The following is a 16,293-nucleotide window of genomic DNA, read 5'->3' as shown; positions in this document are numbered from 1 at the left end:
CAGTGCGATGCGTCCCTCTAATCTGCAGCCGCACACGGCCCGCGGCGCGTCGATCGGCTAACATGGATGGAGTCGCCGGCAGACACGTGTGTCTGCCGTTTGTCATTTGAATACGAGCAAGCCGGAGTGCCCGATGGGGACAAGCATCAGGGCGTTGCTGCTATCGCAGATGGATAGCTTCACGCCGTCGGAACAGAAGGTCGCGCACGCGCTGCTGGATCGCTATCCGAGCCTCGGGCTCGGGCCGATCGCGAGCTTCGCGAAGCAAGCCGAAGTCAGCGACCCGACCGTGTTTCGCTTCGTCGTGCGGATCGGCTTTCCGAACTACTCGTCGTTCCAGCAGGCGCTGCACGACGAGATCGACACCGCGATGAATTCGCCGCTCGCACGGATGGATGCGTTCCACTCGGAATCCGGCATGCGCGACAGCCATGCGGCGATCTTCCAGCGGCTCTCGCAAGCGCTCGCCACCACGATCGAGGGACTCGATGCGGCGGCGTTCGACGAGGCGGTGACGCTGCTGGCCGATCCCGATATTCGCGTGTTCTGCGGCGGCGGGCGTTACACCGCGCCGCTCGCGTCGCTGTTTTCGTTCACGCTCGCGTATGCGCGCCCGCATGTGCACTACGTCGAGCCGAACGTGAATCTCGCGTCGGTCTCGCTGACGGACATGGGGCCCGGCGACGTGCTCGTCATTTTCGATTTCCGCCGCTATCAGAAGGACAGTGTCCGGTTCGCGCAGGCCGCGCACCTGCTCGGCGTGCGCGTGCTGCTGATCACCGACGAATGGCGCTCGCCGATCAGCGCGTTCGCCGAGATCGTGCTGCGGATCCAGGGGCGCCCGTTCGCGATGCTGCAGACCAACGTGCCCGCGCTCGCGCTCGCCGAGGCGCTGGTGATCGGTGTGACGAACCGACTTCCCGAGCTGGCGCGGCAGCGGATGGAGAAGATCGAGCGGCTCAGTACGGGCGGGATCGAGTGGGATACGAATCAGCGGGATTTGCCGGAGTGACGGTCGGACGTCATTCGGGCGCGGGCGTCAGCTCTCCACATCCTCGAGACTGAACACTTCCGTCTTGTCGTTGTACGAAAACACTTCGCCGTAACGCCCCCAGTCGATCACCGCGTCGAGCGTTTCCTCAGCCGCCTCGTCCGACAGGAAATCCTCGAGCTCCTGCTCGAAGCGCACCCGCGGCGCGCGATGGCCCGGGCGCTCGTTCAGCACCTTCCTGATCCGCGCCGCGAGCGGCACGTGCTTCAGCAGGTGATCCGCGAACATCAGCTTGCGCTCCTGCGTGCCGAACTCCGCGAACACGCGCGCCGGCGGCATCAGGAACACGTCGCCTTCCCGCACGTCCGCGAAGCCGAGGTACTGCAGCACTTCGGCGATCGGGAACAGTTCGTCCACTTCCAGATGCAGCGTGCGCGCGATTTCCGGCATGTCCGCGCGGCCGTGGTACGGCGCCATCGCGAGCGTCTCGATCAGGCCGGCCATCAGGTTGGTCGACACGCGCGGCATCCAGCTGCCGAGTTCCAGCCCCTTCTTCGTCGCCTCGTTGGTCTGGCGCGCGGTCATCTTCGCGTAGATGTCGTCGACGAGCTTGCGGAAATCCGGATCCAGCCGGTTGCGCGGATGCTTGAACGGCACCTTGATCTCGGCGATCACGCGGCCCGGGTTCGACGACAGCACGAGAATGCGGTCACACATGAACACCGCTTCCTCGATGTTGTGCGTGACGATCAGCACCGACTTGATCGGCATGCGGCCTTGCGTCCACAGGTCGAGCAGGTCGGTACGCAGCGTTTCGGCCGTCAGCACGTCGAGCGCGGAAAACGGCTCGTCCATCAGCAGGATCGTCGGGTCGACGACGAGCGCGCGCGCGAAGCCCACGCGCTGACGCATGCCGCCCGACAGCTCGCGCGGATACGCGTTCTCGAAGCCGTCGAGACCGATCAGGTCGATCGCGGCGAGCGCGCGTTCGCGCCGCTCGCGTGCGCCGACGCCGAGCGCCTCCAGCCCGGCTTCCACGTTCTGCAGCACGGTCAGCCACGGGAACAGCGCGAAGGTCTGGAACACCATCGCGACGCCTTCGGCCGGGCCGCGCAGCGGCTCGCCGAGATAGGTCACGTCACCGCCGGTCGGCTCGATCAACCCGGCAATGATCCGCAGCAGCGTGGACTTGCCCGAACCGGAGCGGCCGAGCAACCCGACGATTTCGCCCTCGCGCAGCGACAGGTTCGCATCGTCGAGCACGAGCAGTTCGCCCTGCGTCTTGTTGAAGCCGCGGCAGACGTGATCGACACGCAGGATTTCCTCGCCGAGACGCGGCGGCTGGAGCGGCTGGGACGTCTGGGCGGGGGCGTTGATAACGGTCGAATTTTGCATCGCGCTTACTCTCAATCCAGACGGAGCCGGGATTCCGCATAGGCGTACATCGGACGCCACAGCAGACGGTTGAACAACGTAACGAACAGGGACATCACGGCGATGCCCAGGATGATCTTCGGGAAATCGCCGGCCGCGGTGGTCTGCGCGATGTACGAGCCCAGGCCGTGCGCGACGACCTTCGTGTCGCCCCACTGCACGAACTCGGACACGATGCTCGCGTTCCACGCGCCGCCCGATGCGGTGATCGCACCGGTCACGTAGTACGGGAAGATGCCGGGCAGGATCGCCTGGCGCCACCACTGCCAGCCGCGAATGCGGAAATTCTTCGTCGCTTCCTTGTAGTCGTTCGGATAGGACATCGCGCCTGCGATCACGTTGAACAGGATGTACCACTGCGTGCCGAGCACGATCAGCGGCGACAGCCAGATGTCCGCGTTCAGGTGGAAGTGGACGATCACGATCACGAACACCGGGAACAGCAGGTTCGCCGGGAACGCGGCAAGGAACTGCGCGAGCGGCTGGATCTTCTCGGCGAGCGCGGGGCGCAGCCCGATCAGCACGCCGAGCGGCACCCAGACCACCGACGCGATCGCGATCAGCACCAGCACGCGCAGCAGCGTGATGAGCCCGAGCAGGATCACGTGGCCGACCTCGCCCATCGTCACGCCGGTCGCGACGAAGCTGACGACGCGCCACACGACGTACAGGGTCAGCAGGATCACGAACGCGCCCCACACGATGTCGCCGACGCGCGACGAGCGACCGTTCGACGCGACGCGTGCGCCGACACCCTTGAACGACGGCACGCGCAACGGAATCCGCGCGGCCTGCGACAGCAGCCAGCCTGCCGGCACGAGCAGCTGATGGATCAGGTGCGTGCGGCGCAGCATGTCGAGCAGCCAGGATTGCGGCGCATCGCCCGATGCGGTGTTCTCCATCCGGAACTTGTCGGCCCATGCGACGAGCGGGCGGAACAGGAACTGGTCGTACGCGAGGATCACGACCGACATCGCGACGATCACCCACCCCACCGCGCCGAGATTCTTGTCCGAGATTGCCTGCGCGAGATACGCGCCGATGCCCGGCAGCGTGATCGTCTGGTTGCCGACGGTGATGGCCTCCGACGCGACGACGAAGAACCAGCCGCCCGACATCGACATCATCATGTTCCAGATCAGCCCCGGCATCGAGAACGGCACCTCGAGCTTCCAGAAACGCTGCCACGATGTCAGGTGAAAACCGCGCGACACCTCGCCCAGGTCGCGCGGCACCGTGCGCAGCGACTGGTAGAAGCTGAACGTCATGTTCCACGCCTGGCTCGTGAAGATCGCGAAGATCGCCGCGAGCTCGGCGCCGAGCACGCGGCCCGGGAACAGCGCGAGGAAGAACGTGACCGTAAACGAGATATAGCCGAGCACCGGCACCGACTGCAGGATGTCGAGGATCGGTATCAGCACCATGCCGGCGCGGCGGCTTTTCGCGGCGAGCGTGCCGTAGACCAGCGTGAACACGAGCGACGCGACCATCGCGGCGAGCATCCGCAGCGTCGTACGCAATGCGTATTCGGGCAGGTTCGACGGATCGAGCGAGATCTTCTGCGTCTGCAGGGTCGCGATCGGTGCCATCGTCTGGTGGAAACCGACGATCGCCATCGCGAGCATGCCGATGATCAGCGGAAACGCGACCGCGTCCCAGCGGTTGGGGAGCACACGCCACGCGGACGCGTTGGCGGTGCGATTCGGATCGAAGAAACTGATATCCATCGGTAGCGTCTTGGTCGAATTGAAAATCGATGGGGGCGGCCGATCGCCGCGTCAGCGAGTGCGGCTCGGAACAGGTTCCCGGGCGTCGGGCGTGCGATCGCCGGCAGCCGGACAAGGCAGCGCGAGGCTGATGGTGCGCGTACGATGATCGGCCGCGCCGCTGGTTTCCGTTGCCGCGAGACTCGGCATGAGGGGCTCCGGAGAGGTGATTCGGTGTCGCAGGCTATCGGGCGGGCATGACGCAAATGTGACGTGTCACTTACAGGACATTGACAGGCCATCCGTCAGCGATCCGTCAGCGTCGCGCAAGCCGCGAGCGACCGCGTCCGGTCTCGTAATACGAGGGAATAAATCCGTCGCCGCATCGGTATGGCATGCGAAGGTGCCGGCTTACTCCAGGACGATCCGGCCGTCCGGTTCCGTCACACGAATGCGAGGCTCACATGTCTTCATCGACTCCCACCCGCCCGTCGCGCCGCAAGGCCCTGCAATGCATGGCGTTCGGCGGCCTCGGCACGCTGTTTACGCTATCGGGCGGCATCCTGACGCCGTTCGATCTCGCGCTCGCGCAAAGCGGCGCCGCGCTCCCCGCGGACAAGGGCCGGCCGCTGTTCGTGCAGATCAGCGACACGCACATCGGCTTCAACAAGGACGCGAATCCCGACGTCTCGGCCACGCTGCGGCAGACCATCGATCTCGTCAACGGGATGTCCGCCGCGCCCGCGCTCGCGATCCATACCGGCGACATCACGCACCTGTCCAAGGCGGCGGAGTTCGACCAGGCATCGCAGTTGCTGTCGGCGCTGCGCGTGCCGGAGCTGCACACGGTGCCCGGCGAGCACGACGTGACCGACGGCTCGGGCGCCGAATACTTCAGCCGGTTCGGCAAGGCGTCGGACAACCGCGGCTACTACAGCTTCGATCACGCGGGCGTGCACTTCGTCGCGCTCGTCAACGTGATGCACTTCAAGCCGAACGGGCTCGGCAGCTTCGGCGACGAGCAGCTCGCGTGGCTCGCGCAGGATCTCAAGGGGCAGTCGTCGAGCACGCCGATCGTCGTGTTCTCGCACATGCCGATGTGGACCATCTACGAACCGTGGGGCTGGGGCACCGGCGACGCGCCGCAGACGATGGCGCTGCTGCGCCGCTTCGGCTCGGTCACCGTGCTGAACGGGCACATCCACCAGATCGTGTCGAAGGTCGAGGGCAACATTACGTTCCACACCGCGCGCTCCACCGCGTTCCCGCAGCCGACGGCCGGCAACGGCCCGGGCCCGGTGCCGCTCACGGTGCCGCGCGACCGGCTGCCCGCGATGCTCGGCGTGACGACCGTCGACTTCGCCGGCCATCCGGTGGCTGCCTCGCTGCACGACACGACGCTGGCCTGATCCCTTGATCCCCTGATCCTGATAAGCAAGGAAACCGACATGACCTTCTTCAAGCCCTCGACGCTGGCGGCCGCGCTGATTCTGGGCACGGCCGCCGCCGGCACGCCGCTCGCCGCATTCGCGCAAACCCCGGCCGGCCCGCTCGTGACGATCCACAATTTCATGTTTTCGCCGATGTCGACCACCATCAAGGCCGGCACGACGGTCACGTGGAAGAACCTCGACGCGGAACCGCATACCGTTGTCAACGACGCGGGCGTCTTCCACTCGAATGCGCTGGACCAGGACGAGACCTACTCGTTCCGCTTCGACAAGCCGGGGGTGTACAAGGTGTTCTGCGGGATTCATCCGTACATGAAGGAGACCATCACCGTGGAATGACGCGGCGCGCCGCCAGACGCGCGACGATTCGACACCGCGGAGCGAAGCCCGTCGATCGCCTACACTGGTTCCAACCGGCCGGCCTCCCGCCGGCCGTCACCGACCGCGAGGCAAGCGATGACGGCAAGTCAACCCGCACACCCGAAGCTCCCCGGGCAGGTTGTGCTCGTGCTTCAGGGCGGCGGCGCACTGGGCGCCTACCAGCTCGGCGTATTCGAGGCGATGGACGCGTCGGGCATCCAGCCCGACTGGGTCATCGGCACGTCGATCGGCGCGATCAACGCGGCGCTGATCGCCGGCAACACGCCCGCGCACCGCGCGCAGCGGATGGCCGAGTTCTGGCGCCACGTGACCGAACGGACCGCAGTGAACGTGCCGGGCTTCCCGACCGGCTGGGACAAGATCGGCGCCGAACTCGCGGTCATCGGCGCGGGCATCCCGGGATTCTTCCGGCCGAATCCCGCCGCGTGGCTCGGGCCGCTCGCGCGGGTCGGCGTCGAGCACGCGTCGTACTACGTGGTCGAGCCGCTGCGCGACACGCTTGCATCGCTCATCGATCTCGACCTGCTGAACGCGCGGCGGCCGCGACTGACCGTCGGCGCGGTCAACGCGTGCACCGGCACGATGCGCTATTTCGATTCGCGCGACCGATCGCTGGACCTCGACCACGTGATGAGCTCGGGCGCGCTGCCGCCCGCGTTCCCGGCCGTGAGGATCGACGGCGCGCCTTACTGGGACGGCGGCATCTATTCGAATACGCCGGTCGAGGTGGTGCTGGACGATGCGCCGCGCCGCAGCTCGATCATCTTCTCGGTGCAGATGTGGAATCCGGTCGGGCCCGAGCCGCAAAGCATCTGGCAGGTGTCGGAGCGGCAGAAGGACATCCAGTACGCGAGCCGCACGGACGGCAACATCGCACGGCAACAGCAGATTCACCGGCTGCGCCACGTGATCAAGGAACTGGTGATGCGGCTGCCGGAGGCGGAACGCACGTCGGCCGATGTGAAGGCGCTCGCCGCGTGGGGCTGCCAGACGACGATGCACGTGATCAAGCTCGCGGCGCCGCGGCTCGACGGCGACGATCAGTGGAAGGACATCGATTTCACGCCTGACGGCATCGCGGCGCGCCGGCAGGCCGGGTTCGACGCGACGATGCAGGCGATCGCCGCGCGGCCCTGGGACCTGCCGATGGACCCGACGGAGGGGCTCAGCGTCTGGAGTCCGGAAGCGAACCGGATCGGCGAGCGGCACAACTGACGCCGCCGGCGCAACGTCCACGCGCGCTCCGTCCTGCCCGCTGTCGGCTTATAGTGCGCGCACGATGCCGCCGTCGACGCGAATGTTCTGCCCGGTGATGTAGCCGGCGCCTTCCGACAGCAGGAACGTCACGGTCTGCGCGATCTCCTGCGTCTTGCCGAAACGGCCGACCGGAATGCGGGCGACGATCTCGGGCGTCTCCGGCCAGCTGTCGATGAAGCCGGGCAGCACCGAATTGATGCGGATGTTGTCCTTCGCATGGCGCTCGGCATACAGGCGCGTGACGGAACTGAGCGCCGCACGCAGCGCGGACGACACCGGCATGGCCTGTTCGGGCGCGTCGGCCGCGAAGCTCGAGATGTTGACCACCGCGCCGCCGCCCTGCTTCAGGAAGACGGGCGTCACCCGGCGCAATACGCGAACGACGTTGAGCACGATCAGGTCGAGCCCTTCGTGCCACTTGTCGTCCTCGATGGCGAGCAGGTCGCCCTTCGGCGGATGCCCGGTGTTGTTGACGACCGCATCGATGCGGCCGTACTTCGCGAGCGTCTCGTTCACGAAGCGCTCGATGTCGGCGTCTTCGGTGACAGACCCCGCAACGCCGAAACCGCCGAGTTCCTTCGCGAGTTCGACCGCGCTGCCGGACCGCGACATCAGCGCGACGCGATAACCGTTGTTCGCGAGGTCGCGCGCGATCGCGGCGCCCATGCCCTTGCCCGCCGCCGTCACCAAAGCCACTTTCTCTACAGTCATGCCGTTCTCCCGGACAGGTCGGCTCAGCGCCGCAATCGTCGTTCCAAAGCGCCACTCTAGAACTCTATAATCGACTTGTCGAACGATGATTTCTCCATCCACCCTGTAGAATTTCTACTGCATGAAGGCGCTATCGCGTACTCGCCGGTTCCCGCCGCTCAATGCGCTTCGCGCGTTCGAGGCCGCCGCGCGACACCTCAATTTCCGGCTGGCCGCCGACGAACTCGGCGTGACCCAGGGCGCGGTGGCGCAGCAGGTCAGGCATCTGGAGGACGCCGTGGAGGTGCAGCTGTTTCGGCGCCTGCCCAGGGGGCTGGCGCTGACGCGCGAAGGGCTCGAGTATTTTTCGTCGGTCCAGCGTGCGCTGCAGATCATCTCCGACGCGACGGACGCCCTGGGGCAGCGCCCCACGGTTCTGGCGGTCAGCACGACACCGTCGTTCGCGTCGAAGTGGCTGATTCCGCGCCTGTCGGACTTCGGTCGCCTGCACCCCGACATCGAGGTTCGCGTCATCGCCGACGAAAGGCTTGCGTCGTTCCGGGCCGACGGCGTCGACATCGCGATTCGGCTGGGCAAGCCGCCATTCCCGGCCGGCCTGGTCGCGGAGCGGCTGTCTCCGCTCGATATCTTCGCCGTCGCCAGCCCGAAGCTGCTCGACAGCGGTCCGCCGATCCGGAACCCCGCCGACTTGTCGAAGCACGTGCTGTTGCACGACGCGCACGATCTGTGGCCCGAGTTCATCGACAAGCTCGGTGGCAAAGGGCTGGCCGATCCGACGAAAGGGCCGCGGTTCAGCCAGTCGCTGCTCGCCATCGACGCCGCAGTCGCGGGGCAAGGCATCGCGCTGACCAGCGAACCGCTCGTCGAGCGCGACATCGCGGAAGGCAGGCTGCGGCGCGTGTTCGATTTCTCGTTTCCGATGTCGCTCGGGTTTTACGTCGTGTTTCCGCAGGCCAATGCGCATTCGGAAGCGCTCGAGGCCATGCGCAGCTGGTTGTTCGCCCAGTACGCGCACGCGTGATCGGCTTGCCCCGCGAGCATGAATCAGCACGTGCTCAGCAATGCTGCAAACTTATCGGCGAGTGTCGGGCGCGAACGATGCGGCCAGATCGCACTGAGTTCGAACAGTGGCAGCGCGTCGACTTCCCGCACCTCGCACACGCGCACGCCGGCGAACTGGATCGCCTTGACGGATTGCGGCAACAGCGAAGCACCGCAACCAGCGGCAACGCACGCGAGCACCGTCAGCGATCGGTTGGCATCCTGAACGATGTTGGCTTCGCAACCGAACTTGCGAAACGCGCTGAGGATGCCAGCACGCACGACCGGCAGCTGTCCATGCGGAAACCACACCAAACCGATGCGCGCCAGTTCCGCGAGGCCGAGCTTGCCATCCTCGGCCAGCGGGTACGACGCCTGCACGACCGCGTGCAAGCGCTCGCGGACGATCAGCTTCTCGCGCATCCGGCCGCGTACGGCAACCGGCGTATGCAGCAATCCGATGTCGATCTCGCCGGATTCAAGCGCGCTGGCCTGCTCCGCGTTGCTCATTTCCCGCAATGTCAGCTCGACATCGGGAATCGCCGCGCGCAACGCCGCGATCGCCTTGGGCATGACCTCGAATAGCGCCGCGGATGCGAAGCCGATGGTCAGCCTGCCGCCACGTTGCGCGCCGATATCGCGCGCCCGTTTTTCCGCCGCTTCGATTCGCGACACACTCAGGCGAATGTCCTCGGCGATCGCTTCGCCCGCAGGCGTGAGCGCAGCGCCGCGGCGCGTGCGCGCGAGCAGCTTCACGCCCAGGTCCTTCTCCAGCCGCGTCATGGCCTGGCTGAGCGCCGGCTGCGCTATCCCAAGCTGTGCCGCCGCGCCCGTGACGCTTCCCGCATCGACGATGGCGAGAAAATACTTCAACGTGCGAATCGACTCCATGATCGACTTTCCATATCACAATGCTATGAATGAACAACACTTCCATAGTATGCACGCGTTCCTCACATTCCTAGAATGGCGTCAAATCGATTAACAGCGGCCGCCCATCAATCCTCGCGCGCGGCCAGCCCCCGGAGACGACCATGCGCTGGTATCAGGAAATCACGCCCATCGAGCGACGAACGTTGTGGAGCTGCTTCGGCGGATGGGCGCTCGACGCCGTCGATACGCAGGTGTTTTCCCTCGTCATCCCGTCGCTCCTGGCCACATGGGGCATCAGCAAGGGCCAGGCGGGATTGATCGGCGGCGCCACACTCGTGGCGGGCGCGCTCGGCGGATTGCTCGCCGGCATCCTGTCGGATCGCGTCGGCCGGGTGCGTGCGCTGCAGATCACCGTGATCTGGTTCTCGCTCTTCACGTTCCTGAGCGCATTCGCGCAATCCTTCGAGCAGTTGCTTGTGCTGAAGGCCCTGCAAGGCATCGGCTTCGGCGGCGAATGGACGGCTGGAGCCGTACTGCTCAGCGAAACGATGAATCCCAGGCATCGCGGCAAGGCCATGGGCATCGTGCAGAGCGCGTGGGGATTCGGCTGGGGCGCCGCGGTGCTGCTCTATATGGCGGTCTTCTCCTTCGTTTCGCCGCAGTGGGCCTGGCGCGTTCTGTTCGCGATCGGTCTCGTCCCGGCTCTCCTCGTTCTCTACCTGCGCCGCAATGTGGTCGAACCGCCACGCGAGCCGAAAATCGCACGCGACGCCGCCGCGCAGCGCGGCGTATTCAGCATCGTCGCGGGAATTTTCGATCCTGCGGTGATCCGCACCACCATCGTCGGCGGCGTGATCGGACTAGGCGCGCATGGCGGCTACCATGCGATCACGACCTGGCTGCCGACGTATCTCAAGACCGAGCGCCATCTCTCGGTGCTGGGTACCGGTGGCTATCTCACGGTCGTCATCGTGGCGTTCATCGTCGGCTGCTTCGTGAGCGCCTGGTTGCAGGACCGCATCGGGCGACGCTGGAACGTGATCCTGTTCGCCGTCTGCTGTACGGTGATGGTGAACGTCTACACGTTTCTGCCGATCGGCGACACCGCCATGCTGCTTCTGAGCTTCCCGCTCGGCCTCTTTTCGGCCGGCATTCCCGCGACGCTCGGCGCGCTGTTCAACGAGCTGTATCCGCAAGGCGTGCGCGGCACCGGCGTCGGCTTTTGCTACAACTTCGGCCGCATCGCATCGGCCGCATTTCCGGTGCTGATCGGTCACATGAGCGGATCGATGTCGCTCGGTGCGGCGCTGGGCATCGACGCCGGTGTCGCCTACGGCCTCGTCGTCGTTGCCGCGCTGATGCTGCCCGACACGCGGCGCCGGCTCGTTCCGCCGCGGCACGAGAACGGCGCGCAGGCCATATCGCGCAACTGAGTGCGCGCACGTTCGTGCATCGACGCATCGCTCAACGTCAATCCGATTTCAAGCCCCGAAACGATGGACCGCTTCCAGCCCGCAAACCCGGCCGCCCCCTTCGATGGCCTTTCCCCGGCATCCCTGACCTGGCTCGACGAGACCACGACGTGCATCAAGGGCATCGATACGCATGCGCACATCTTTGTGCAAGGCCTGCCGCTCGCAGCACGACGCCGTCATGCGCCCGACTATGATGCAACGCTGGATCAATACATCGCGCAACTCGCGGCGCACGGCCTGTCGCAGGGCGTTCTGGTGCAGCCGAGCTTTCTCGGCACGGACAATGCGTTCCTGCGCGCGGTATGCGAGCGCTATCCGCGACGCTTTCGCGGTGTTGCCGTTGTCGCGCCAGAAATTGCCGATGCCGAACTGGAAGCGCTGGACGCCGCACATATCGTAGGTGCGCGGCTGAACCTGATAGGGGTAGCACTGCCGGATTTCGGCGATCGCCGATGGTCCGCGCTCCTCGCGCGCTTCAATGCGCTGCGTTGGCACGTCGAAGTCCAAGCGAATGCGGAGGATTTGCCGGTCGTGCTCGATGCGCTGCTTCGCCATGATTGCACGGTGGTCGTCGATCATTTCGGGCGGCCCGACGCGCGTCTACGCGCCGCAGATGCCGGCTTTCGCTATCTGCGATCAACGGCCTCTTCCGGCAACGTATGGGTCAAGCTCTCCGCGGCCTATCGTAGCGCCGACAACTCGAACGGCACCGAGCATGGGCGCGCGCTCGCCACGGCATTGCTCGATTCGTTCGGTCCCGAGCGTCTGGTATGGGGTAGCGACTGGCCGCACACGCAGCATCGTCATCTGATCGACTATGACGGGGCCGTAGATGCGCTGGAATACTGGATTCCCGATCAGGCGGCGAGAGACAGGGTGATGACAGTTTCCGCCGCGGAACTTTTCAGGTTCTAAGGTCCTCTTGCATTTGCCGTAATCCGCAACTTGCCAGCTGCGCGGCGAGGCTGTCGTGGAATACGAGACGGACGGGCACCCGGGGGCCGGAACGTGGTCGGATACCCGTCGCGCCGCTTGCCGTTGATAACTGCGCTGCAGCGCTTCCGGAAGTCTTTCCTCGAGGTGACGATCTCGCTCCAGGTACGGCCATCCGCGGCGGTTTACGAATGGGTCACCGGCGGCCGCTGCGACATCGGGATCGCCAGCCCCAAAAGCGGCTTTCTCGGTGTCGAGGAAGAACCCCTCATGGCATGGCCCGGTGTCGTTGCGGCCCCCGCCAGCCAACGGTTCGCGCGATTGAAGCGCCCGATCGTGCCGGCCAACCTCGACGGCGAGCCGTTCCTTGCATTGGCGCTTGAGGACGGCACCCGTCATGTGATCGACCAGATCTTTGCCGATTCACAGGTGCACCTCCATCCAGATCGCGACCCAGTACGCCGAAACGCATGCATGCGCGAAGAGGTCATGAGCGGCCTTCGTGCGCTGCTCCATGCCGACAACTCATCAACCCCACTCCCATCAGTGCCATCGCACATATCGCCTTTTTCCGATATATGATTCGCCCATCGACGATACCCGTTTGCACCGGTTTTCCGAACACCACACCCTTTCCATGCCGACCGAACTCGACATCGACGCGATCCTGAAAGCGCTTTCGAACCCTGTGCGCCGGGAAATCCTCGTCTGGCTGAAAACGCCGGGCGCGCATTTCCCGGAGCAGACGCTGCCGTACGACCACGGCGTCTGCGCCGGGCAGATCGACGCGCGCTGCGGGCTGTCGCAATCGACCGTCTCCGCGCACCTCGCGACGCTGCAGCGCGCGGGGCTCGTGACGTCGACGCGGATCGGCCAGTGGGCGTTCTTCCAGCGCAACGAGGCCGTCATCGACGCATTTCTCGACGCCCTGCGCCGCGAACTCTGACCCAGGCCATGCGGGCCGCACGCCGCGCACGACGCGCCGGCCGTCCCGCCTTTCGTGAAGAGGTTTTCTGCCATGCCCACCCTGTTCGACCCCGTTACCCTCGGCGACCTGACCCTGCCGAACCGCGTCGTGATGGCGCCGCTCACCCGTGCCCGCGCCGGCAGCGCGCGTGTGCCGAACGACCTGATGGCGCGCTATTACGCCGAGCGCGCATCGGCCGGCCTGATCATCAGCGAAGCGACTTCGGTCACGCCGCAGGGCGTCGGCTACGCGGACACGCCGGGCATCTGGTCCGACGAGCAGGTGGAAGGCTGGAAGCGCGTGACGCAAGCCGTGCACGCGGCGGGCGGCCGTATCGTGCTGCAGCTCTGGCACGTCGGCCGGATCTCCGATCCAGTATTTCTGAACGGCGACCTGCCGGTCGCGCCGAGCGCGATCGCCGCGGGCGGCCACGTGAGCCTCGTGCGCCCGCAGCGTCCGTTCGTGACGCCGCGCGCGCTCGAACTCGATGAAATTCCGGGTATCGTCGCCGCGTACCGCAAGGGCGCGGAGAACGCAAAGAAGGCCGGCTTCGACGGCGTCGAGATCCACGGCGCGAACGGCTACCTGCTCGACCAGTTCCTGCAGGACAGCACCAATCGCCGCACCGATGCGTACGGCGGCCCGATCGAGAACCGCGCGCGCCTGCTGCTCGAAGTGGTCGACGCGGCGATCGACGTGTGGGGCGCGGGCCGTGTCGGCGTGCACCTCGCGCCGCGCGGCGACGCGCACACGATGGGCGATTCCGACCCGGCCGCGACGTTCGGCTATGTCGCGCGCGAACTCGGCCGCCGCAAGATCGCGTTCATCTTCACGCGTGAATCGTATTCGGGCGACCACCTGAGCCCGCGCCTGAAGGAAGCGTTCGGCGGCCCGCTGATCGCGAACGAGCAGTTCACGCTCGAATCGGCGCAGGACACGCTCGCGAGCGGCAACGCCGACGCGATCGCGTGGGGCAAGCTGTTCATCGCGAACCCGGACCTGCCGCGCCGCCTCGAGCTCGGCGCACCGCTGAACAAGCCGGTGCCGGAGACGTTCTACGCCGAAGGCGAAACGGGTTACACCGACTACCCGGCGCTCAGCGACGCGGCCTGACGGCCGGCGCCCCGTTCATGCGCGCACGTCCGCGCGCATGAACACGCGGCACGTCTCGTCGAGCCCACGTGCGACGTGATGCGCGCGGATCGCACGCAGCGTGTCGTCGAGCGATGCGTCGTCGATGCTGTGGAAGCCGAGGCGCGCATAGTACGGCGCATTCCACGGCGCATCGCGGAACGTCGACAGCACGACCAGTGCGATGCCGTCTTGCGCGGCGCGCGTCATGATCCGTTCGATCAGGCGCGCGCCGATCCGTTGCCCCGCATGCGACGGCGCGACATCCAGTTCCTCCAGATAAAGCCGCCGCGCATCGAGCAGCCGGTAGAACGCGAAACCCACGCACGTCCCCGCTTCGTCCGTCGCGACATACGCGCGACCGTCGTCGATGCGTGCGAGCACGTCGGCCGCATCGGTCGGCTCGCCTTCGGCGATGCCGGGCATGCCGATGTCGCGAAAGCGCTGGGCGGCGGCCACTTCCACGGCGGCCATCGCGGCCGCGTCTTCCCGCGTGGCGGGACGAATCCGGATCGGTACTGTCATCACAACGAGGCAGGCGGGCAAGAACGGCCGTCACTATAATCGAAACTTCATACCTTTCGAACGCCCTGCTCTCGAGGTTCGTCATGACGCTGTCCGCGCTCGCCGTGTTCGCCATCGCCCTGCTCGTCACCGCCGGCACGCCCGGCCCGAGCGTCGCCGCGCTCGTCGCACGCGTGCTGACGAACGGCGTGCGAGACGTGCTGCCGTTCCTCGCCGCGATGTGGATCGGCGAGGCGCTGTGGCTCACGCTGGCCGTCGCCGGGTTGTCCGCGTTCGCGCGCACGTTCGAGACGGGGCTGCTCGTTCTGAAGCTGCTTGGCGTCGCGTACCTGCTGTTCCTCGCGTGGAAGATGTGGACCGCGCCGACCGACACGAAGGCCGGCGACCTGCCGCACGGCCAGTCGCCGTGGCGCATGTTCGTCGCCGGCACACTGGTCACGCTCGGCAACCCGAAGATCATGCTGTTCTATCTCGCGCTGCTGCCGACGATCGTCGACCTCACGCATGTCGGCGTCGTCGCGTGGGCCGAGCTCGTCGGCACGATGCTCGCGATCCTGATCCTCGCCGACTGCTTCTGGTCGCTGCTTGCGGTGCGTGCGCGCGCGTTTCTCACTTCGGCACGCGCGAAGCGGATCGCGAACCGCACGAGCGCGACCGCAATGGCGGGGGCAGCGGTGGCGATCGCGACGCGTTAGCGGCTCATTCGCACGACATCTCGTCGTTGCGGAACGGGCCGGGCGACGGGCCGCCACGCCCGCCGCCGCCGCGCACCACAGCACGTTACGGCGTCCCGGCGCTGCAGCAATAGGCCAGCAGGAACGTCGCGGTGCCCGTGTCGCCCTGCACGATCGCGCGTATGTCGCCATTCAGCTTCGTCATCGCTGCCGTCACGTAATCCGGCGCGGGCAGCTTGGCCGTATTGAAGTCGTGCACCGCAACCGCGACCGGCCTGTTGTCCTTCGTCTTGGGCGAAGCCAGCGCCCGGTCTTCCGCGGCGAATCGCTGATCGCGCGTGGCGACCGCGCCGACCTGCCCCGCGCAATAGCCGTGCGTTCCCGACATGATGTGAATCGTGTGCCCATCGCCGCTCAGCCCGGCCGCGATGGTATTGAGTGCCGCTGCGACGTCCCTGACGGTGCAGGGGCCGTGAAAGCCCCAGATCTGCACCGCGTTCGGGGTGTCCTTCATGATGTTGACGAGCGTTGCCATGACCTCTCTCCTTGCAGTCTGCGTGGCGGAAGGTTCGCGTAGCTGCCGGCGCGGCTTTCCATGACGCCGTTCCCGAGCCGGCGCGATGCCGGGCACGCGGTGCCCGTTGCGCCCCGCCGAGTTGAAAAACATGCGGATATCCGCCGACGGGCTCGATCGAACCGTGCACGCCCACGGACAGTTCAACCTTATCCGTCGGCATCGGTTC

17 protein-coding genes are annotated in these 16,293 nt (G+C 66.3%); 11 read left to right on the top strand and 6 right to left on the bottom strand.

All coding sequences use genetic code 11. The features are described 5' to 3' along the window. The first annotated feature begins 133 nt into the window (after window positions 1-133). On the top strand, window positions 134-1,012 hold the full coding sequence (locus DIE23_RS00575; protein WP_124610317.1) for a MurR/RpiR family transcriptional regulator: 879 nt from the start codon (window positions 134-136) through the stop codon (window positions 1,010-1,012). Window positions 1,013-1,039: 27 nt separating this feature from the next. On the opposite strand, the gene DIE23_RS00570 is transcribed toward DIE23_RS00575, so the two are convergent. Both DIE23_RS00570 and DIE23_RS00565 read right to left on the bottom strand, forming a co-directional pair. Then, a complete protein-coding gene (locus tag DIE23_RS00570; RefSeq protein WP_124610316.1) occupies window positions 1,040-2,386 on the bottom strand; it encodes an AAA-associated domain-containing protein in 1,347 nt (448 codons plus the stop codon). Between the two features lie 11 nt (window positions 2,387-2,397). Next, on the bottom strand, window positions 2,398-4,152 hold the full coding sequence (locus DIE23_RS00565; protein WP_124610315.1) for an ABC transporter permease subunit: 1,755 nt from the start codon (window positions 4,150-4,152) through the stop codon (window positions 2,398-2,400). A gap of 443 nt (window positions 4,153-4,595) precedes the next feature. Between DIE23_RS00565 and DIE23_RS00560 the strand changes: the two genes are divergently transcribed. The 3 genes from DIE23_RS00560 (at window position 4,596) to DIE23_RS00550 (ending at window position 7,178) form a co-directional block, all read left to right on the top strand. Further along, window positions 4,596-5,540: a metallophosphoesterase gene (locus DIE23_RS00560; protein ID WP_124610314.1), complete on the top strand. Its 945-nt coding sequence runs from the start codon at window positions 4,596-4,598 to the stop codon at window positions 5,538-5,540. A gap of 39 nt (window positions 5,541-5,579) precedes the next feature. After that, window positions 5,580-5,921: a cupredoxin domain-containing protein gene (locus DIE23_RS00555; protein ID WP_124610313.1), complete on the top strand. Its 342-nt coding sequence runs from the start codon at window positions 5,580-5,582 to the stop codon at window positions 5,919-5,921. A 117-nt stretch (window positions 5,922-6,038) separates the two neighbouring features. After that, on the top strand, window positions 6,039-7,178 hold the full coding sequence (locus tag DIE23_RS00550) for a patatin-like phospholipase family protein (protein WP_124610312.1): 1,140 nt from the start codon (window positions 6,039-6,041) through the stop codon (window positions 7,176-7,178). 48 nt (window positions 7,179-7,226) lie between these two features. Here the strand turns inward: DIE23_RS00550 and DIE23_RS00545 are convergent, their stop codons facing one another. Further along, window positions 7,227-7,931, bottom strand: coding sequence for an SDR family oxidoreductase (locus DIE23_RS00545; RefSeq protein ID WP_124610311.1), 705 nt, complete (start codon window positions 7,929-7,931; stop codon window positions 7,227-7,229). 121 nt (window positions 7,932-8,052) lie between these two features. On the opposite strand from DIE23_RS00545, the gene gcvA reads away from it, so the two are divergent. Then, on the top strand, window positions 8,053-8,952 hold the full coding sequence (gcvA, locus tag DIE23_RS00540; RefSeq protein WP_124610310.1) for a transcriptional regulator GcvA: 900 nt from the start codon (window positions 8,053-8,055) through the stop codon (window positions 8,950-8,952). Between the two features lie 23 nt (window positions 8,953-8,975). Here the strand turns inward: gcvA and DIE23_RS00535 are convergent, their stop codons facing one another. Beyond that, window positions 8,976-9,863 carry a LysR family transcriptional regulator gene (locus DIE23_RS00535; RefSeq protein ID WP_124610309.1) on the bottom strand — a complete coding sequence of 296 codons (888 nt, stop codon included), beginning with the start codon at window positions 9,861-9,863 and terminating at the stop codon, window positions 8,976-8,978. A 143-nt stretch (window positions 9,864-10,006) separates the two neighbouring features. Here DIE23_RS00535 and DIE23_RS00530 point away from each other — a divergent pair, with 143 nt between their 5' ends. From DIE23_RS00530 to DIE23_RS00510, 5 genes are all read left to right on the top strand, one after another. Then, entirely contained in the window at window positions 10,007-11,278 is a 1,272-nt protein-coding gene (locus DIE23_RS00530; RefSeq protein ID WP_124610308.1) for an MFS transporter, read from the top strand. 63 nt (window positions 11,279-11,341) lie between these two features. Then, a complete protein-coding gene (locus tag DIE23_RS00525) occupies window positions 11,342-12,235 on the top strand; it encodes an amidohydrolase (protein ID WP_124610474.1) in 894 nt (297 codons plus the stop codon). 117 nt (window positions 12,236-12,352) lie between these two features. Then, window positions 12,353-12,835, top strand: coding sequence for a LysR substrate-binding domain-containing protein (locus DIE23_RS00520; protein ID WP_185646362.1), 483 nt, complete (start codon window positions 12,353-12,355; stop codon window positions 12,833-12,835). A 55-nt stretch (window positions 12,836-12,890) separates the two neighbouring features. Continuing rightward, window positions 12,891-13,199 carry a helix-turn-helix transcriptional regulator gene (locus tag DIE23_RS00515; protein ID WP_044846683.1) on the top strand — a complete coding sequence of 103 codons (309 nt, stop codon included), beginning with the start codon at window positions 12,891-12,893 and terminating at the stop codon, window positions 13,197-13,199. Window positions 13,200-13,271: 72 nt separating this feature from the next. After that, entirely contained in the window at window positions 13,272-14,333 is a 1,062-nt protein-coding gene (locus DIE23_RS00510; RefSeq protein WP_124610306.1) for an alkene reductase, read from the top strand. 15 nt (window positions 14,334-14,348) lie between these two features. On the opposite strand, the gene DIE23_RS00505 is transcribed toward DIE23_RS00510, so the two are convergent. Continuing rightward, entirely contained in the window at window positions 14,349-14,876 is a 528-nt protein-coding gene (locus tag DIE23_RS00505) for a GNAT family N-acetyltransferase (RefSeq protein WP_124610305.1), read from the bottom strand. A gap of 83 nt (window positions 14,877-14,959) precedes the next feature. On the opposite strand from DIE23_RS00505, the gene DIE23_RS00500 reads away from it, so the two are divergent. Then, entirely contained in the window at window positions 14,960-15,571 is a 612-nt protein-coding gene (locus DIE23_RS00500) for a LysE family translocator (protein WP_124610304.1), read from the top strand. Window positions 15,572-15,656: 85 nt separating this feature from the next. On the opposite strand, the gene DIE23_RS00495 is transcribed toward DIE23_RS00500, so the two are convergent. Then, window positions 15,657-16,085 carry a hypothetical protein gene (locus tag DIE23_RS00495; RefSeq protein ID WP_124610303.1) on the bottom strand — a complete coding sequence of 143 codons (429 nt, stop codon included), beginning with the start codon at window positions 16,083-16,085 and terminating at the stop codon, window positions 15,657-15,659. Window positions 16,086-16,293: the final 208 nt, after the last annotated feature.

The organism is Burkholderia sp. Bp9143 (genome assembly GCF_003853645.1).
In the GTDB taxonomy this organism is placed as follows: Bacteria; Pseudomonadota; Gammaproteobacteria; order Burkholderiales; family Burkholderiaceae; genus Burkholderia.
Note: the sequence above shows the minus strand (reverse complement) of the source record. Positions and strands in the feature narration are given on the sequence as shown.